The sequence below is a fragment of the Lysinibacter cavernae genome, assembly GCF_011758565.1.
GTDB classification, from domain to species: domain Bacteria; phylum Actinomycetota; class Actinomycetes; order Actinomycetales; family Microbacteriaceae; genus Lysinibacter; species Lysinibacter cavernae.
This window is the reverse complement of the sequence record NZ_JAAMOX010000001.1, coordinates 581,054-599,026: the sequence shown is the minus strand read 5'-3', so window position 1 is coordinate 599,026 and position 17,973 is coordinate 581,054. Positions and strand designations below refer to the sequence as shown.

Annotated in this window: 17 protein-coding genes, 3 tRNA genes and 1 riboswitch; of the genes, 5 read left to right on the top strand and 15 right to left on the bottom strand. The window is 57.5% G+C overall.

The genetic code is table 11. The features are described from left to right. The first annotated feature begins 39 nt into the window (after positions 1-39). Both FHX76_RS02810 and FHX76_RS02805 read left to right on the top strand, forming a co-directional pair. The gene (locus FHX76_RS02810; protein WP_167147627.1) at positions 40-1,284 is read left to right on the top strand and encodes a DUF349 domain-containing protein; all 1,245 of its coding nucleotides are present in this window, start codon (positions 40-42) and stop codon (positions 1,282-1,284) included. An 82-nt stretch (positions 1,285-1,366) separates the two neighbouring features. Next, entirely contained in the window at positions 1,367-1,981 is a 615-nt protein-coding gene (locus FHX76_RS02805; RefSeq protein ID WP_167147624.1) for a hypothetical protein, read from the top strand. Here the strand turns inward: FHX76_RS02805 and FHX76_RS02800 are convergent. From FHX76_RS02800 to FHX76_RS02750, 11 genes are all read right to left on the bottom strand, one after another. Continuing rightward, a complete protein-coding gene (locus tag FHX76_RS02800; protein ID WP_167147621.1) occupies positions 1,960-4,206 on the bottom strand; it encodes a RelA/SpoT family protein in 2,247 nt (748 codons plus the stop codon). The genes FHX76_RS02805 and FHX76_RS02800 overlap by 22 nt on opposite strands. Positions 4,207-4,310: 104 nt before the next feature. Next, the gene (gene secF / locus FHX76_RS02795) at positions 4,311-5,372 is read right to left on the bottom strand and encodes a protein translocase subunit SecF (protein WP_167147618.1); all 1,062 of its coding nucleotides are present in this window, start codon (positions 5,370-5,372) and stop codon (positions 4,311-4,313) included. A gap of 2 nt (positions 5,373-5,374) precedes the next feature. Continuing rightward, on the bottom strand, positions 5,375-7,156 hold the full coding sequence (secD, locus tag FHX76_RS02790; protein WP_167147616.1) for a protein translocase subunit SecD: 1,782 nt from the start codon (positions 7,154-7,156) through the stop codon (positions 5,375-5,377). 62 nt (positions 7,157-7,218) lie between these two features. Then, positions 7,219-7,674: a preprotein translocase subunit YajC gene (yajC, locus tag FHX76_RS02785; RefSeq protein ID WP_341777836.1), complete on the bottom strand. Its 456-nt coding sequence runs from the start codon at positions 7,672-7,674 to the stop codon at positions 7,219-7,221. Between the two features lie 70 nt (positions 7,675-7,744). Further along, a complete protein-coding gene (ruvB, locus tag FHX76_RS02780; RefSeq protein WP_386762868.1) occupies positions 7,745-8,722 on the bottom strand; it encodes a Holliday junction branch migration DNA helicase RuvB in 978 nt (325 codons plus the stop codon). 52 nt (positions 8,723-8,774) lie between these two features. Next, on the bottom strand, positions 8,775-9,392 hold the full coding sequence (gene ruvA / locus FHX76_RS02775; protein WP_167147611.1) for a Holliday junction branch migration protein RuvA: 618 nt from the start codon (positions 9,390-9,392) through the stop codon (positions 8,775-8,777). An 18-nt stretch (positions 9,393-9,410) separates the two neighbouring features. Continuing rightward, positions 9,411-9,974, bottom strand: a complete 564-nt coding sequence (ruvC, locus tag FHX76_RS02770; protein ID WP_167147608.1) for a crossover junction endodeoxyribonuclease RuvC — start codon at positions 9,972-9,974, stop codon at positions 9,411-9,413. Positions 9,975-9,995: 21 nt separating this feature from the next. Further along, entirely contained in the window at positions 9,996-10,757 is a 762-nt protein-coding gene (locus tag FHX76_RS02765; RefSeq protein ID WP_167147605.1) for a YebC/PmpR family DNA-binding transcriptional regulator, read from the bottom strand. A gap of 122 nt (positions 10,758-10,879) precedes the next feature. Next, entirely contained in the window at positions 10,880-11,494 is a 615-nt protein-coding gene (locus FHX76_RS02760) for an HIT family protein (RefSeq protein WP_167147602.1), read from the bottom strand. Next, positions 11,482-13,446 carry a threonine--tRNA ligase gene (gene thrS / locus FHX76_RS02755; RefSeq protein WP_167147598.1) on the bottom strand — a complete coding sequence of 655 codons (1,965 nt, stop codon included), beginning with the start codon at positions 13,444-13,446 and terminating at the stop codon, positions 11,482-11,484. The genes FHX76_RS02760 and thrS overlap by 13 nt, the downstream gene beginning before the upstream one ends. Before the next feature lie 164 nt (positions 13,447-13,610). Beyond that, positions 13,611-13,925 (bottom strand): DMT family transporter, encoded by a 315-nt coding sequence (locus FHX76_RS02750; protein WP_167147595.1) that lies wholly within the window; start codon positions 13,923-13,925, stop codon positions 13,611-13,613. A 9-nt stretch (positions 13,926-13,934) separates the two neighbouring features. Then, a riboswitch (guanidine-III (ykkC-III) riboswitch) is annotated at positions 13,935-14,001 on the bottom strand. A 213-nt stretch (positions 14,002-14,214) separates the two neighbouring features. On the opposite strand from FHX76_RS02750, the gene FHX76_RS02745 reads away from it, so the two are divergent. Next, a complete protein-coding gene (locus FHX76_RS02745; RefSeq protein WP_167147592.1) occupies positions 14,215-14,841 on the top strand; it encodes a ScbR family autoregulator-binding transcription factor in 627 nt (208 codons plus the stop codon). A gap of 287 nt (positions 14,842-15,128) precedes the next feature. On the opposite strand, the gene FHX76_RS02740 is transcribed toward FHX76_RS02745, so the two are convergent. The 3 genes from FHX76_RS02740 to FHX76_RS02730 form a co-directional block, all read right to left on the bottom strand. Beyond that, positions 15,129-15,203 (bottom strand) — tRNA-Val (locus FHX76_RS02740). Between the two features lie 14 nt (positions 15,204-15,217). After that, positions 15,218-15,291 (bottom strand) — tRNA-Cys (locus FHX76_RS02735). Positions 15,292-15,339: 48 nt separating this feature from the next. Further along, a tRNA-Gly gene (locus tag FHX76_RS02730) sits at positions 15,340-15,411 on the bottom strand. A gap of 132 nt (positions 15,412-15,543) precedes the next feature. Between FHX76_RS02730 and FHX76_RS02725 the strand changes: the two genes are divergently transcribed. Both FHX76_RS02725 and FHX76_RS02720 read left to right on the top strand, forming a co-directional pair. After that, a complete protein-coding gene (locus tag FHX76_RS02725; RefSeq protein ID WP_167147590.1) occupies positions 15,544-16,563 on the top strand; it encodes a hypothetical protein in 1,020 nt (339 codons plus the stop codon). Between the two features lie 84 nt (positions 16,564-16,647). Next, positions 16,648-16,926 (top strand): hypothetical protein, encoded by a 279-nt coding sequence (locus FHX76_RS02720; protein ID WP_167147587.1) that lies wholly within the window; start codon positions 16,648-16,650, stop codon positions 16,924-16,926. Between the two features lie 57 nt (positions 16,927-16,983). On the opposite strand, the gene rarD is transcribed toward FHX76_RS02720, so the two are convergent. Beyond that, complete coding sequence (gene rarD, locus FHX76_RS02715; protein WP_208402417.1) at positions 16,984-17,910, bottom strand: EamA family transporter RarD; 927 nt, start codon at positions 17,908-17,910, stop codon at positions 16,984-16,986. Positions 17,911-17,973: the final 63 nt, after the last annotated feature.

Sequence of the window (17,973 nt, the reverse complement as noted above, 5' to 3'; positions counted from 1 at the left end):
GCTGAACAGCGGCGTCCAGTAAACGTGAAACAGTAGGTGATGAGCTCAGTGTCCGACACAAGTGCAAACAAGTCGTGGGGTCGTGTTGACGACACGAACACCGTATTCGTTCGTGAGGGCGATGGTGAACGTGCCGTAGGCCAGTACCCAGACGGAACCGCAGAAGAAGCACTCGCGTACTTCGAGCGTAAGTACACCGATCTTGCGGGTCAGGTAACTCTGCTCGAGCAGCGCATCAAGCGAGGCACGTCGGTCAACGACGTTGCCGCTACGGTGACCAAGCTTCGCGACCAGATCCAAGGCGCAAACGCCGTTGGCGATCTCGCAGCCCTCACCGCACGCCTCGACGTGCTTACCGGGGCCGTGCAAGAACTCAGCGAGCAGCAGAAGGCGGAGCAGGAAAAGGCCCGTGCCGAAGCCCGCGCCCAGCGCGAAGCCCTCGTTGATGCAGCGGAAAAGCTTGCGGCACAAGACCTCTCAAAGGTTCAGTGGAAGCAGACGAGCGCAGAACTCGACTCGCTCTTCACACAGTGGCAGGCCCAGCAAAAGACCGGTCCTCGTTTGCCAAAGGGTGAGGCAGATGCACTGTGGAAGCGATTCCGTGGCGCTCGTTCAACGATCGAGACCGCCCGTCGGGCGTTCTTTGCAGACCTTGACGCAACAAACCGCGAGGTCCGCCAGCGAAAGGAACGCCTCATCGAGCAGGCGGAAGCTCTCGCTCCAAAGGGTGCCGATGGCATCCCCGCATACCGCGATTTGCTCGACCAGTGGAAGGCAAGTGGCCGTGCAGGCCGCAAGCTTGATGACCAGCTGTGGGCCCGCTTCAAGACTGCCGGCGACGTGCTCTACGGAGCAAAGGCCGAAGTTGATGCGCTTGCCGACGAGGAATACGGCGCCAACCTCACACTCAAAGAGGCGGTTCTTGTTGAGGCCGAGCCGATCCTTGAGATCACGGACCACGCCGCAGCCCGCTCTGCTCTGAGCGCAATCCAGCGCAAATGGGATGAAATTGGCCGAGTGCCCCGCGACTCTGTCCGTGCAATTGACGCGCGCATCCGCAAGATCGAAGATCACGTTCGGGAGCTCGAAGAGACCCACTGGAAGAACAACAACCCAGAAACCAAGGCTCGCGCCGAGGGACTTCGTGGCCAGCTTGAAGGATCGATCGAGCAGCTCGAGGCAGACCTTGCCAAGGCAAAAGCAGCCAACGATGCTCGTGCGATCGCAGAAACAGAGAAGGCGCTCGAAACGCAGCGCTCGTGGCTTGCTGCCATTGGTAGCTAGTCTTCCGCTGTTCAGGTAACACCAGTTGATTTTCTGGGGATAACTCGGAACGCACAGGCTGGGAATCGTTCACACTTTGGTGATGAACAATTCCCAGCCTGTTTCGTTTTCCCGTATAACCGCCCGGCCGCACACGACGCTCCCCCGTCTCGACACGCTTTCAGAGGCCGAACGCTGCGCAGCAAGACTTGACGGCGTCCTGTTCGAGCGTGGCACGCACTATGAGTACAGCCTTCCGCCGCTCAGCGCGCCGCAGCGGGCAGCAGCGCTCGGAATCGGTCCTTGCCGCATCATTGCGGGCTGGAACGCCGCGTGGGTCTACGGAGCCGCGCGCGTGAGGCAACCAACAATCTGGGTATACGAACGACCGGCGTTGTCATATGCGGCGTTAACTCGTTACGACGGCCGCCAACTCCGGCGTCTCCGCGCGAGGCTCGCAAGCAGCGACGTGCATACCGTTGGCACCGAACGAGTAACAACGCCAACACGGACCGCGTTTGACCTCATCAGAACCGAGCCTCTGTGGACGATTCAACACCAAACGGCCTGCAGGCTCCTGCTCCTTGAGCATCCAGCTGAGGGTCGCCTCGCGCTGCGCGAACGCCTGCTCAGCAGCCACCCAGAAGATTCAGGCGCGATGGGCCGACTGGACAGCCTCGGAACAGCTACCGGCGATCAGCCACCATTCACACGATAGACGTCGTACACCGTGTCGATGCGACGAACAGCATTGAGCACTCGGTCGAGGTGGGTGGTATCCCCCATCTCAAACACAAAGCGGCTAATAGCAAGTCGTGAACTTGACGTGTTGACCGATGCCGAAAGGATGTTAACGTGATGCTCAGAAAGCACGCGAGTCACGTCTGACAGCAGCCCTGCACGGTCAAGTGCCTCCACCTGAATATGAACAAGGAACACGCTCTTGGCCGTCGGGGCCCACTCGACCTCAACAAGACGCTCTGGCTCCTTACGCAGGCTCTCGACGTTCTTGCAGCTCACCTGGTGAACGGAAACGCCCTGGCCCTTGGTAATGAAGCCGATGACGTCATCACCCGGTACCGGGGTGCAGCAGCGTGCGAGCTTCACGAGGATATCTGGGGCGCCACGAACCAAGACGCCGCTGTTGCTTGTCTGCCGAACACTGCGCTGTTCGTTGAACACGGCCTCTGGCAGGTGTTCTTCGGCCTCACTCTCGGTATCTGAGAGTCGAGCAACCACTTTCTCGAGCACTGACTGTGTCGAGACGTGGCCTTCGCCAACCGCAGCGTAGAGCGCGGAAACATCCGGATACCGAAGCTGAAGCGCGACCTGCTGGAACGACTCCTGATTCATGAGCTTCTGCAGCGGAAGGTTTTGCTTACGCATGGCGCGTGAGATTGCGTCCTTGCCCTGCTCAACAGCCTCATCGCGACGTTCTTTTGTGTACCACTGGCGAATCTTGTTTCGCGCACGGGTACTGGTGACAAAGTTGAGCCAGTCTTTGCTCGGGCCAGCGTCAGGGTTTTTCGAGGTGAAGACCTCGACCACATCGCCGTTCTTGAGCGGGGTCTCAAGCGGCACCAGCCGGCCGTTAACCCGCGAGCCCATGGTCCGGTGACCGATTTCGGTGTGAACCGCGTAGGCAAAATCAACGGGAGTTGCCCCAGCTGGCAGGCCAATAACCCTGCCTTTCGGCGTAAAGACGTAAACCTCTTTTGCGCCAATCTCAAAGCGGAGCGCATCAAGGAACTCGCCAGGATCTTCGGTTTCCGCTTGCCAATCCGAGATATGCGCGAGCCAGGCCATGTCGGCGGATTCGTTGGGCTTCGATGAGCCAGCGTTCTCTTTGTACTTCCAGTGCGCGGCAACACCGAGCTCAGCACGGCGGTGCATTTCAGTGGTGCGGATCTGAATTTCAACCGCCCGCCCATCAGGACCGATCACGGTTGTGTGCAACGACTGATAGAGATTGAATTTTGGCGTTGCGATGTAGTCTTTGAACCGGCCGGGGATTGGCGTCCAGCGTGCGTGTACGGCACCAAGAACGGCATAACAGTCGCGAATCGTTGGCACGATCACCCGGATGCCAACAAGATCGTATATATCGTCGAAGTCTCGGCCACGCAGAATCATTTTCTGGTAGATCGAGTAGTACTGCTTTGGGCGGCCAGCAACATCGCCGCGAATTTTTGAAGCGCGGAGGTCTTCGTTGATCGCCTCAACGACCGTATTGACCATCTCGTCACGTTGTGGGTTCCGCTGCTGAACCAGGTTCTCAATTTCCGCGTAAATCTTCGGCTTCAGAACTGCGAACGAGAGATCTTCGAGTTCATTCTTGATTGACTGGATGCCGAGGCGATGCGCGAGCGGAGCATATATCTCGAGGGTCTCAGTCGCTTTCCGCGCGGCGGATTCTGACGGCACAAACCCCCAGGTTCGGGCGTTGTGGAGGCGATCGGCAAGCTTGATGACAAGCACGCGGATGTCCTTCGACATCGCGACGATCATTTTGCGAACGGTCTCGGCCTGAGCGCTATCGCCGTACTTGACCTTGTCGAGCTTGGTCACACCGTCAACGAGCATCGTGATTTCGTCACCGAAGTCGGCTCGTAGTTGATCGAGCGAGTAGTCGGTGTCTTCAACGGTGTCGTGCAGCAGGGCCGCGGCAACCGTCATGGCGCCAACGCCGAGATCGGCCAGAATCTGAGCCACCGCTACGGGATGGGTGATATACGGTTCGCCGCTGCGTCTTTTTTGTCCGCGGTGCGCCCGCTCCGCAACCGTGTAGGCGCGCTCAATGATTGAGAGATCGGCTTTGGGATGCGATGCGCGCACCGTCTTGATCAGCGCGTCAACAGCCCCAGGAGGGCTTCCCTTTGAAAAAATGCGCGGGACGAGGCGGCGCAAGCTGGTGCTAGTTGAGTGTGATGATGTTTCGGTCATGCGAGCACCTCCTGTGTCGAAGTTACCACTTCTGCGGCACTGTCAAGAACCACACCAGGAGATGCCCGCCAACCAACATTCTTCAACGAACGATCGACCCTTACCTATGAGCCGATCTCGGCGGCAGAACCGCCCGCAGCGAGTTTCTTTGAGGTTGCGTCTGCGTCGCTCTTCTCAACCTCGGTGGCGTTCGCAGCCTCACGTGCGCGAACGCGGTTATCGTGTTTGACGATCTCCGGCTCGTTCTCGCGAAGGTGCGCATACGTCGGAGCCGCAATGAAGATCGTCGAGTACGTGCCCACAAGGATACCGATGAACAGCGCCAGCGAAATGTCCCGAAGGGTACCGGCGCCAAGGATAAATGCACCGATAAACAGAATCGATGCGACAGGCAGCAAGGCGACAACCGAGGTGTTGATCGAACGAACAAGCGTCTGGTTGACCGCGAGGTTCACGCTCTGCCCAAAGGTACGGGCATCGTTGAGTTCGCCACGACCCGTGTTTTCTCGAATCTTGTCAAACACCACAACGGTGTCGTAGAGCGAGTATCCGAGGATGGTCAGGAATCCGATCATTGCCGCTGGCGTGATCTCGAAGCCGGTAATGCCGTACACACCAGCAGTGATCACAAGGTCGTGAAGCAGCGCGATGATTGCCGCGAGCGACATCTTCCAGGTTCGGAAGTACAGCGCCATGACTACCGCGGCAAAAACGATAAACACGATAAGTGCGAGTATCGCCTGTCGCGTAATGTCTTGACCCCACGAAGCCCCGATAAATGATGACGTGATGGTGTCTTCCTCGACGTTATACGTCTCGGCCAGGGCCTTACGCACTTGACCGGTCTCTTCGTCCGTGAGCTGTTCGGTCTGAATACGAACCGTGTCAGACCCAACAACCATGACGCGAGGCGTCTGGCCTGGGACCACGCTGTCAACGGCTTCAATAGCCTTCTGCTGGTCAGGGTCTTTGCCAGCGACAACCTGGAACTCGCTACCGCCGCTGAACTCGATACCGAAGGTGAAGCCTCCACGTACGATTGGTCCGAGAATCGAAACCAAGATCATGATCGCTGCGATGATGTACCAGAGTTTTCGACGACCAACAATGTTGTAGGAGCGTTTTCCGGTGTAGAGGTCGTTTCCAAACTGAGCAAAAGTACCCATGATTAGGACTCCTTTCGCGTATTGGTCGACGAGGTATCTGCCGGGGTTGTTTTTGCCCCGTCGCCCCCAGCAGCGAGTTCAGCTGCCTTGCGTTCTGCGATCGTCTGACGCTTTGCAGCCTCGCGGCTCGCACCGGCGTTCTTTGCTTTCACTGAATCCGTTGGGGTCCGGAATGCCGCGCGGCCGCGGTACACCGCTCCGAGCTGGCGTGGGTCAAGACCGCTGAAGCGGTGTCCCTCTGAGTAGAACTTGGTTCGCGCCAGCAATGTCAGGATCGGGTGCGTGAAGAGCGCAACAACCACGATATCGATGATGGTTGTGAGACCAAGCGTGAGCGCGAATCCTCGAACGTTACCAACAGCAAGAACAAACAGGATTGCTGCGGCCATGAAGTTCACGCCATCAGAGGCAAGAATCGTGCGGATGGCGCGCTTCCAGCCTGACTGAACGGCTGAGTCAATGCCCCGGCCGTCGCGCAACTCATCACGTATTCGCTCGAAGTACACGATGAAGGAGTCTGCAGTAATACCGATAGCAACAATCAAACCGGTCACACCTGCCAGCGACAGGCGGTACCCTTCTCGCCACGAAAGCAGTGTGATCAACAGGTAGGCAAGCACCGCTGCGATCGTCAGAGACGCAACAGTCACCAGTCCAAGCAATCGGTATTGCAACAGCGAGTAGAGGACAACAAGGAGCAGACCAATCAGACCAGCGATAAGACCCATCTGCAGCTGGTTGGTGCCGAGGGTTGCCGAAATGTTGTCGAGGCTCTGTACGGTGAAGCCGATTGGCAGCGCACCAAACTTGAGCTGATCGGCAAGACCCTTCGCGCTTTCCTGCGTGAAGCCACCAGTAATCGATGGACGGCCGTCGGTGATTTGCGCTTGCATGGTTGGAGCCGAAATCACGGATCCGTCAAGGACAAAGGCAAAACGGTTCAGCGGCTCGGCCGAGCCGTACAGGCGCTTGCTGACCTCAGAGAACTGTTTGGTTCCCTCGTTGTTCATGATGATCTGCACGGCCCACGCACCGGTTGAGACGCCGCTCTGCGAGGTCTCTGGCTGTGCGGTCGCGTCGGTGATGACCGAGCCTGCGATCTCAACCGGCCCAAGAATGTACTTCTCAAGACCGTAGGGGTCACAAGTAACGAGCGGCTCCTTCGAGGCAGGGTTACCTGCCTCGGCCGACTGGTCAGAACCACATACGTAGTTGTCGAACTTGTCCTGCAGCGCAGGAGTAATCCAGGCTACGTCGCCTGGTCCCGTCGGCTGAGACGACGGCGTGTCTGACAACGGCTGGCCGTTAGCGTCAACAGCCGGGGCAGGAGCCGATGGTGTTGCCGTCGTGCCGTCAGCGTTGACCTCACCGCCGACCGTTTGTGATGTCGTCTGGGATGCCAGCAGAACCGGACGGAACTGCAACTGCGACGAAGCCTGGATGCGCTGCAGCGTCGCATCATCCGGGGTACCCGGAAGCGAAACCACGATGTTCTGGTTACCCTGCGTCGTGATCTCAGCCTCTGACACACCACTAGCGTCAACACGCTGGCGGATGATCGAAACAGCCTGAGTCAGCTGCTCCCCCGAGACTGACTGGCCGTCTTCGAGCGTGGGAGCGAGAACAATCTGCGTACCACCCTCAAGGTCGAGTGCGAGTTGAGGGGTCCAAGTTGCCCCATCTTTGATAACGCCAAAAGCGTTAGCGCCGATGAGGGCAACGATGATAACCAGAAGCCAGGCGAGTGAACGCCAAGCCTTTTTTACCGGAGCGGTTGTCGCCACGAGTTACTGCTTTCTAGGGCTGCACCGAGCGGCGCAGGTCGGGTGATGGGGAGAAGCGAATACTATTTTTTGTCGCTGGAGTCGGTCGAGTCGTCGCTCGCCGAACCGTCCGCGTCTGCGCTGTTCGAGTCAGACGCGTCAAACGGGCTCTTGAACTCGGAGTTGGATGCACCGCTGGTGCGCTCACCAAACTCTGGGTCATCGTCGGGAGCGAGTGACTCGTTTTCAGTCGCCTCAGCTGCAACCGGGGTGACAACGTTCATGATGGCGTTGCGGTGAACCGTGAGGATGACTCCTGGGCTCGTCTCAACGCGAACGCGGTTCTCTTCGTCATCGATCGACTTGATGTGACCGTAGATTCCGCCCTGCAGCATCACCTCGGCGCCGGGAACAACGTTGTTCTGCAGCTCAGCCATGGCCGCCTGACGCTTACGTCCGTTGCGGAACATGAAGATTACAAGCAGTCCAAGGACGGCAATCATAATCAGGGTAAATGGATCTTGCAGAAGGGCTTCCACGAGTACCTTTCATCTCGGGCCGCGACGGGCCCGTTTGGGTGGTGCTTAAAAGTTTCGAAACAACAATCAACTATAGAACATTTGGCTGAGGAATCTCGAAGTGTTCCCACGCAGTGGGCGTTGCAACCCTTCCTCTTGGCGTGCGCGAGACCAAACCGGCACGTACAAGGAACGGTTCGACGACTGCTTCGATGGTCTCGGAATCCTCGCCAACAGATACGGCAAGCGTGCTGAGGCCAACAGGCCCTCCCCCAAAGCGCTCCAATAAACCGCGCAAAACCGCGCGATCAAGGCGGTCAAGGCCAAGCGTGTCTACGTCGTAGAGCTCAAGCGCTGCATCAACTGCTGCGGTGTCGCTCACTGCGTTATGCACAAGGAAGTAGTCGCGAACTCGACGGAGAAGACGGTTGGCGATACGCGGGGTTCCTCGCGACCGGCTTGCGATAATTTTCACAGCTTCGGCGGAAATCTCGAAGTTCATGAGGCGGGCCGCGCGAATGAGTACCTGTTCGAGCTCAACAGCATCGTAGAACTCAAGGTGAGCGGTGAAGCCAAAGCGGTCACGGAGAGGGTTGGGCAGCAACCCAGCCCGTGTCGTTGCGCCAACAAGCGTAAACGGAGCGAGTTCAAGAGGAATAGACGTGGCCCCCGCGCCCTTACCGACCATTATGTCGATGCGGAAATCCTCCATCGCGAGGTAGAGCATCTCTTCCGCAGACCTGGCCATGCGATGAATCTCGTCTACAAAGAGAATCTCGCCTGGGGTCAACGACGACAGCATTGCGGCCAGGTCGCCGGCGTGCTGGATGGCGGGGCCGCTTGTCATCCGCAGCGGCTTACCAACTTCTTCGGCAACGATCATTGAGAGCGTTGTTTTGCCGAGCCCTGGAGGGCCGGCGAGAAGGATGTGGTCAGGGGTACGGCTCTGCATCGACGCAGCTTTGAGCAGTAGTTCGAGCTGTCCTCGAACCTTGGTCTGCCCAACAAACTCGCTCAGGCTCTGTGGCCGGAGCGCTCCCTCAAAGGCGACCTCATTCTCGGCAATGATGTCTGGGTTGGTGAGGTCTTCGCCATCTACGTCATTAAAATCGGTAACCACGCTACCTCACCACCTTGCCGGAGCCGAGAAGCGCAAGGCTGAGGCGCAACAGTTGCGGTTCTGTCATCTCAACGCCATCTGTATGCTCAGCGATGACCTGCCCAATCGCCGCGTTCGCATCGCGCTCGGCCCAGCCGAGACTGATGAGTGCGGTTTCAACCGCAGCGGAGGCCGAGACAGGTGCTGTAGGTGCGGATGCTGCAGGGCGCTCGAGCGACAGGGCAGAGAGCTTGCCGCCAAGTGAAACGACGAGCAGTTTTGCCGTCTTTGGGCCAATACCACTGACCGCTCGGAACGGCTTATCGTCTTCTGCCGAGACTGCGACAACAATGTCTTGCGGCGAGAGAACGTTAAGTACGCCAAGCGCCGAACGGGGACCTACCCCGGATACGCCGAGGAGGATGCCAAACACGTCGAGTTCGTCTCTGGTCGCAAAACCAAACAGCGTCAGCGAGTCTTCACGCACAACTAGCGTCGTGAACAGAAAGAGCTCAGAACCTCGGTGTGAGGCAAGGGCTTGGGAGGTTGTGACTTCAATAGCAAAGCCGACTCCCCCAACTTCGATAACAACCGTGCCTCCACGCACGTCAAGCACCGGTCCACGCAGAGAAGAAATCACCTGTCTAGACTACGCGGTTCAGGATGATCGAGACCGTTGCTCAGCGGCGCGCCACGCGGCCTGCGCTGGCGTCAGGTTGGTGTCGCCGGCGACTCGTGGCGCGGAAAGTGGAGTCCCTCGCCAGCCGTGACAAATTGCAAGGGCGAGAGCATCGGCGGCATCGGCCGGTTTTGGCGGACTCGCGAGCCGCAGGATTTTGGCAACCATTGCCCCGACCTGGTCCTTTTCGGCCCCACCGTATCCGGTGACTGCAGCCTTGACCTCGGTGGGGGTGTGCAGCCCAACGGGAATGCCGCGCTGCGCCGCAAGAAAGAACGCGACCCCACTGATCTGGGCAATGCCCATTACGGTGCTCACGTTGTGCTGCGCAAACACCCGCTCGAGTGCTATGGCATCGGGTTTGTGCTGATCGATGAGTTCTTCGATGCCAGACCCAATCGTGAGCAACCGCTGCGACAGCTCCATGCTCGCGGGGGTTCGAACAACCGCGACATCAATAAACGTTGCGCGGCGGGCGGCGCCAATCTCGACGACGCCCACCCCACAACGGGTTAGACCTGGATCTATGCCGAGGATACGCACGGCATCCTCAACTGCGAATCGTTAGTCGTCTTTTTCAAGCTCAGCCTCGACCTCTGGGGTGAGGTTGAAGTTGCTGTAGATGTTCTGAACGTCGTCGCAGTCTTCGAGCTGATCGATGAGCTTAAAGATCTTGCGCGCGGTCTCGGCGTCAACGTCAACCGTGAGGTTTGGCACAAACGACGCGTCTGCCGATTCGTAGTCGATACCGGCTTCCTGCAGCGCAGTGCGAACCGCAACGAGGTCGTGTGGCTCGCTAATGATCTCGAAGTCGTCTCCGCGATCGGTTACTTCCTCGGCGCCGGCGTCGAGAACGGCAAGCAAGATGTCGTCTTCGGTGAGCCCGTCGACCTTGTTGACAACAACAACGCCCTTGCGGTTGAAGTTGTAGGCAACGCTTCCGGGGTCAGCCATGTTACCGCCACCGCGGCTCATTGCCGTGCGAACCTCTGCAGCGGCGCGGTTCTTGTTATCGGTCAGACACTCGATCATGAGGGCGACGCCGCCCTGGCCGTAGCCTTCGTACATGATGTTGAGGTATTCGATCTGCTCGCCAAGAAGACCGGCGCCGCGCTTGATCGCGCGATCGATGTTGTCGTTGGGTACTGAGGTCTTCTTCGCCTTCTGAACGGCGTCAACAAGGGTGGGGTTTCCAGCCATGTCGGCACCACCGATCTTGGCGGCAACCTCGATGTTCTTGATCAGCTTGGCAAACGACTTAGCACGACGCGAGTCAATGATCGCTTTTTTGTGCTTTGTGGTTGCCCACTTGGAGTGTCCGGACACCTGTCTCCCTTTTCTCTGTTCTGTCTGCACGCAAGTCTACCGCGTCCAAGAACCTGCATCTATTTGTGAGTTTCTGCTGCAAAACGCTGAGTTCTGAGCAGAAAGTCCAAAAGAGATGTTGGCTAGTGGGATGCGGGCCACGCCTCGGCGAGCGAGGTGCGGACGTCGGCTAGCAGCTGTGGCAATGCCTTTGTCTTGGCGATGATCGGCATGAAATTAGCGTCGTGTTGCCAGCGAGGAACGATGTGCTGGTGCAGATGACCCGCGATGCCGGCACCCGCGACCTCACCCTGGTTCATCCCGATATTGAAGCCGTGGTTTTTAGAAACCTCGGTGATGACGCGCATCGCTGTTTGCGTGAGCGCCCCGATTTCCGCGACTTCCTCAGGCGTTGCCAGGTCGTAGGTCGCAATGTGACGATACGGGCACACCAGCAAATGACCGCTGTTATATGGAAAAAGGTTCAGCAGCACAAATGCGTGCGTGCCCCTCGCTACGATCAGGCCGTCCTCATCTGAACCGGTCGGGGCATAACAAAACGGGCAATCCGCTTTGCTCGGCTGCTGTCCGTCCTGGATGTAGACCATGCGGTGCGGCGTCCACAACCGCTGAAACTCGTCTGGCACTCCGGCAAGATGGCCGGGATCGACGACATCCGCCTGGCCTGCCGAATCATCGGCAGGCCGTGACGAATCGTCGTCAGACGATTGATAATCGTTGACCGTTAGTCTTGCCATGCGGTGAGGACCTGCTCGCGCGATTCAATCGAGGCTCGTATCCGAGCAACGGCATCTGCGACCGGCACTCCGTTCAGCTGTGTACCGTCGCGGAAACGGAAGCTCACCGCTCCGTTTGCACGGTCGTCTTCACCTGCAATGAGCTGGAACGGAACCTTTGCCTTGGTGTGGTTGCGAATCTTCTTCTGCATTCGCTCATCGGATCGGTCGATCTCAGCACGAACGCCATACCCCTTGAGTTCTGCAACAACATCTTCGAGGTACGGTGCATACTCTTCGGCAACGGGAATCGCGACCACCTGAACGGGCGACAGCCAAACGGGGAACGAACCGGCGTAATGTTCCGTGAGCACTCCAAAGAACCGCTCGATCGAGCCAAACAACGCACGGTGAATCATCACGGGGCGCTTCCGCGTGCCATCAGCGGCCGCGTACTCGAGCTCAAAGAGGTTCGGCAGGTTGAAGTCAAGCTGGATAGTGGACATCTGCCAGGTGCGGCCGATGGCGTCGCGGGCCTGAACCGAGATCTTTGGTCCATAGAACGCTGCACCGCCCGGGTCTGGCACGAGTTCGAGGCCAGAGGCCGCTGCAACCTCAGCAAGGGTATTGGTCGCTTCTTCCCAAACCTCGTCGCTACCAACAAATTTCTCGGGGTCTTTTGTTGAGAGCTCAAGGTAGAAGTCCTCAAGACCGTAGTCTTTGAGCAGGCTGAGCACGAAGTCGAGCGTACGGGTCAGCTCTGCCTTCATATCTTCTTGCGTGCAATAAATGTGCGCGTCGTCCTGAGTCAACCCGCGAACCCGCGTCAGGCCGTGCACAACGCCGGACTTTTCGTAGCGGTAGACCGTGCCGAACTCAAACATCCTGATGGGAAGATCCCGGTAGGAATGCGCGGTGCCCTTATAAATAAGGTTGTGCATCGGGCAGTTCATCGGCTTGAGGTAGTAGTCGGTGCCGGCCTTGCGAACCGATCCGTCGTCGTTGTACTCTGCGTCGATATGCATCGGAGGGAACATTCCATCGCGATACCAGTCAAGGTGACCGGAAATCTCGTAGAGGTGCCCCTTCGTAATGTGCGGCGTGTTCACAAAGGAGTAACCCTCTTCGATGTGACGCTTACGAGAGTAGCTCTCGAGTTCGTTGCGGATGATGCCGCCGCGTGGATGAAAGACGGGAAGCCCGCTGCCCAGTTCCTCTGGGAAGCTGAACAGGTCGAGCTCCGCGCCGAGGCGACGGTGGTCACGCTTTGCTGCCTCTTCAAGGCGTGCCTGGTACTCGCGCAGTTCGTCCTTGCTTGGCCAGGCAGTGCCGTAAATTCGCTGCAGCTGAGGATTTTTCTCCGAGCCACGCCAGTAAGCAGCGGCAACCCGCATGAGCGAGTATCCGTTGCCAATCATTCGGGTGTTCGGCAGGTGGGGCCCGCGGCACAGGTCTTTCCAGACCGTCTCCCCCGTCTTCGGATCAACGTTGTCGTAGATCGTCAGCTCGGCACCGCCAACCTCGACGCTTTCATTATCGTCGCCGGTTGAGCCGCCTTTGAGCCCAATAAGTTCAAGTTTGTATGGCTCGTTTGCGAGCTCCGCACGTGCCTCATCGTCTGAAACAACTCGACGGACAAAGCGTTGGCCCTGGCGAATGATGCGATCCATCGTCTTCTGCAAGACCTTAAGGTCTTCAGGGGTGAAGTTCTCAGCAACATCAAAGTCGTAGTAAAAACCGTCTGTGACAGGGGGCCCAATGCCCAGCTTTGCTTCTGGGTTCACCTGCTGCACTGCCTGTGCAAGCACGTGGGCAGCTGAGTGCCGAAGAATGTTGAGGCCGTCGGGCGAGTCAATCGTCACGGGTTCAACGGTGTCAGTTTCCATCACCTCGGCTGCAAGATCGCAAAGATTTCCGTTGACGCGCATGGCGACAACAGAGCGGTCGGTGAAAAGTGAAAAACCGTCGGCCACGAGTGAGCTCCCTGACTAGATGTTGTAACAGGACAACTCTACAAGCTCAACGGATGCCCTTCGGCCCGTTCCCCGCTGACACGCCAGAACGAACCGAAGTCGGCAGCCTCGGACATGCATCCATCACAGCGGAAGATGGATGATGCCACAATCACATTTGTGCGCTACGAAACGGCCTTCAACCCGACGATGCAACCGACAAGGCCCATCAGCAGGAGTACCTTCACCACCGACACATCGGCGCTACCGGTAACCATGGCGTAGATAACGGTCAGGCTCGCACCGATGCCAACCCAGACCGCGTAAGCGGTGCCGGTTTCGAGATCGCGCATAGCCCAGGCAAGGCCGCCCATACTGATGACAAGAGCGCCGCCAAAGATAACCGTTGGCCAGAGCTTGGTAAAGCCCTCCGACTTGCCAAGAGCCGTCGCCCAGACGGCCTCAAAGATGCCAGAAATAATCAAAATAATCCACGACATGAGTGTTCTCCTGGCCAGTCTTGTCGCGTTCCGGGTACTGATCCGTCGTCCGGGGCCTGATGGAATTCAGACCTGAGTTCAATATTAGCAAGCTATCCCGACTTTGCGGCGATAAATAGCAAACGCACAGGATTGCTGAGAGACGGCATAGATGCGGCGAAATATGTTGGATATCTAAGTGCGACGACGTAAACTAAGTACTTGTTAGGTTTCGTGTAGGGGCGGGCCAACATCTCCTCGTGTGTGCAATACACGCACACCCGTTACTTATAAGGGTCCCAATTTCATCATGCAACAACGAGCAATAATTACTCGCCAGAATATCGTCAACGCCGCGTCACAAGTCTTCGTCGAGCACGGTTTTGCCGCGGCAAACATCGCGGATGTTACGTCAATAGCAGGCATCACCAAAGGAGCGATGTACTTCCACTTCAAGTCAAAAGAAGACCTCGCGAGGGCCGTCATTGACGAACAACAAGCAACCTATGACGCGCTCCAGGCAGAAATGCTCGGGAAAGATCTCTCTGCGTTCGACACGATGATCGAGATCTCCTACGGCATTTGCGCACTGATCAAGGGCAACGCCCTGTTTTACGCGTCAATGCGCATTGCCGTCGAGCTTGGTGTCTACGGCGACCCGATCTCAAAAACCTACGCGGAATGGGGTGCGCCCGTTGCTGCGCTGGTGGCGCAGGCCATTGACGACGGCGACATCCGATCAACCGTTGATCCTGAGGCATTTGCGAGTTTTGTCATTTCCGCGTTCACCGGCATCCAAACGGTTTCGATGGTCTACAGCAACCTCGAGGATCTCGACGGCCGCATCATGGCAATGTGGGACATCTTGCTTCCAGGCATGGTCACAGACAAGAAGCGACTTGAGCTTGCCGAACAAACGCCGCGGGCAATCTCTTAGCCTCGCCTGACAACGTTTCAGCCCCTCTGCATCGTTGCTACTCCGGGAGCTCGCTTCGGGAGTAGCAACGATGGAGGAGTTTCAGCCAAACTCATTCTGCGCAAATCGCTCGAGTGCACTGTCTGGAACCGATTGATGACCGAGCTGTTGTTCAGGTTTCCGAGACGCCCCGTGAACACAAGCAAATTCTCGTTGCAGAACCTGCCTCCCCAAGTTCAAGGAGAAACTAACCATGCATCACTGTTAAACAAGAAAAGGAAGTGCATATTGCACTTCCTGTTTCTTTTTGGTGGGCGATACTGGGATCGAACCAGCGACCTCTTCCGTGTCAGGGAAGCGCGCTACCGCTGCGCCAATCGCCCAAAGTGAGTGGTATTGGAGGTGGCGACGGGATTCGAACCCGTGTAGACGGCTTTGCAGGCCGCTGCCTCGCCTCTCGGCCACGCCACCGTCGTGGAACTACCACCAGCGGTCTAGTCGGTTTACTAGACTCACTCGAGCGGATGACGAGATTCGAACTCGCGACCCTCACCTTGGCAAGGTGATGCGCTACCACTGCGCCACATCCGCAACTTGCACCCTCTCGGGTACTTGAGAAACTCTATAGGAAGAACATGCCAGATACAAAATCGAGAACAAAACTTTTTTGAAACCCGCGTTTTTTCAGCCTTCTTTGGGCTGCTCCGACATAATTGATTTACCATGACAGTCGATTCCCCAAGATCTAAACGCATTCCGGTACTCATCATCGTTGCGGTGATCCTGGGTGCGCTCGTATTCCTCGGCTTTTCCAATAAGCAAGCCATCGAAGATCAGTTCACCATCTGGGGCTTCACGCCGACTGCCGAAGTCACTGCGGTGCAGAACAGGCTCCAGCTCACGGGCGAAGGCACGACGGCATTCCTCGCCTCGGCACCAACACTTGAGTCAAGCCAGCGCTTCAACGAGCAGTGCCTCAACGTAGACCACAGCGACGAAGGCCACGTGCTTGGTTGTTTCACCGGTTCGCGCATCCACCTATTCAAGGTCGACGATGAACGTCTTGACGGCATCGTTGAAGTGACTGCTGCCCACGAACTGTTGCACGCGACCTACTCGCGGTTGTCTGCCGGGGAACAAGAGCAGGTTAATAACGAACTTGAAGCAGAATATGAACGCTTGAAGCCTGAACATCCGGAAATCGAAGAGCGAATGCAGGTTTACGCAAATCTCCCGCATGCGAGTTTCGTCAATGAGTTGCACTCGGTATTGGGAACTGAAGTCGCTGATCTCTCCCCCGAACTCGAAGAACACTACGCAAAATACTTCACCTCGCGGTCTGTGATCCTCGACCTCTTCGAGAGTTACCACTCGGTCTTCACCGCCATCCAATCGGAGGCCACCGACATTGAGGCCCAGATGAAGGAACTCGGAGATTCCATCGAATCACGGAGCGCTACGTATCAAACCGACGTGACTCAGCTGAATGCCGACATCCTTTCGTTCAATGAGCGAGCGGCGGCCGGGGATTTTCGAACGGCGACGCAATTCGCTTCCGAGAAGGCGCCCCTCGAGGAACGTCGAGTTGCCCTCGAAACGACGCGTGCGCAGCTTGAGACAGACGTCGAGACCTATAACGGCTTGCGCGACAGGCTGTTGGAATTGGATGCCAAGTCGCAAGAACTCAACCGTGTCATCAACAGCGGTCTCGCCCCTGCTCCCGAGATCGAAGACGGAGACTGATTCTTACTACGCTCAGGCAGCTGTTTGATACACAGTCACGGGCGATTGGCGTAGTTGGCAGCGCGCTTTCCACGAAAGGCTTCCATGCATAAGCGTCTCCTTGTCACCGCCCAGATTCCTACAGCATCGCATCTCATGAGCGGCAGGAAAGACCGCGCCATTTGCTACTTCGTACGGATCCGGCACGTTCGAGGGCACCCGCACTCAGATTTACGAGTTCCCCAACGGGGAGGCGTTCACGAGCTTCGTCGAATGCTGTCGGGCATGGGCATGACGGCTGAGTCGTTTGCCCGTTCAGGCATGATTGCGGTTTCCGTTGATGACAAGTCCAAACTCGAGTCCGTCAGGGCGCTTATCGGCTAACTACGGTGGCACATCCTGCGTCGTGCCAGTTGGCAGACCGGGTTCGACTCGCCTTGCTTAGACGATCCGTTTGCGACGGGCAAGCACCTGGCGAACCCCATCGACCGCCAGGAGGCCAACAGCGACCCAAATAGGGGCCTGAGTGAACCACTCCTCACCCTTGATGGTTTCGCCCAGCAGAAGGGCAACCACGAGCAGCAGGACCGGCTCAAGATAACTCAGTAGGCCAAACAGGCTGAAGTCGAGATACTTACTCGCCAAGATATAGCAGCTGAGTGCCGCGGCGCTCACTGCGCCAAGAACGACGATTTTCCAGTACAAGTCTGGATGCTCGCCAAACACCCCGAACCCGGCCTGCCCAAACACAACGAAGGCAATAGCAACGGGAAAGATAAGCGCCATGTCCATCCAGAGACCGCCGAGATTATCGGTCTTGAAATGCCGCCGCACGATGAAATACAGCGGATAGCCAAACGCAACCAGCATGGTTTCCCAGGAAAGTCCACCCGTCGCTATGAGTTCGTGGCCGACGCCAACCGCGGCAAGGAGCGCAGCACACAACTGCAATACCGTGAGCTTGTCCTTGTACAACACCCTGCCAACCACGACCATGACCAGCGGAAGCAGAAAGTAGCCCTGCGACACGGGAAGGGCCCGCCCAACAACCGGACCCCACAAGAAGATCCAGAGCTGAAACCCCATCATCGTGCTGGTGAAGAGCACAACTGGGATGAGGCGCCAGTTGCCGGCGACCCGTCGGACGGCATCCCAAACCATCCCCCACTGGCCTGAAAGCACAAGAAACAGCGTCATAAACGGGAACGTCGCTGTCATTCTCCAACCGAAAACATCCTCACCCGAAAGCGGGTGCAGCAGCGTCGAGAAATAGTACAGAAACCCGAAGAGAACCGAGGCCAACACGGAAACAACGACGCCTCGCCCCAGGGGGTTTGCGGCTGGAATTACTGGGGAAGAATCGGTCACACCTACGATGGTGGCCTACTTCCACCCAAATAGTAAAACGCGCCATAACGCAACAGTGCCCGG

Coding starts and splice junctions, on each gene's coding strand:
- FHX76_RS02725 (WP_167147590.1), top strand. CDS start 15,544: ATGACAGTCGATTCCCCAAGATCTAAACGCATTCCGGTACTCATCATC.
- secF (WP_167147618.1), bottom strand. CDS start 5,372: ATGGGTACTTTTGCTCAGTTTGGAAACGACCTCTACACCGGAAAACGC.
- FHX76_RS02760 (WP_167147602.1), bottom strand. CDS start 11,494: ATGGCAAGACTAACGGTCAACGATTATCAATCGTCTGACGACGATTCG.
- FHX76_RS02745 (WP_167147592.1), top strand. CDS start 14,215: ATGCAACAACGAGCAATAATTACTCGCCAGAATATCGTCAACGCCGCG.
- FHX76_RS02720 (WP_167147587.1), top strand. CDS start 16,648: ATGCATAAGCGTCTCCTTGTCACCGCCCAGATTCCTACAGCATCGCAT.
- FHX76_RS02750 (WP_167147595.1), bottom strand. CDS start 13,925: ATGTCGTGGATTATTTTGATTATTTCTGGCATCTTTGAGGCCGTCTGG.
- FHX76_RS02805 (WP_167147624.1), top strand. CDS start 1,367: ATGAACAATTCCCAGCCTGTTTCGTTTTCCCGTATAACCGCCCGGCCG.
- FHX76_RS02800 (WP_167147621.1), bottom strand. CDS start 4,206: ATGACCGAAACATCATCACACTCAACTAGCACCAGCTTGCGCCGCCTC.
- FHX76_RS02810 (WP_167147627.1), top strand. CDS start 40: ATGAGCTCAGTGTCCGACACAAGTGCAAACAAGTCGTGGGGTCGTGTT.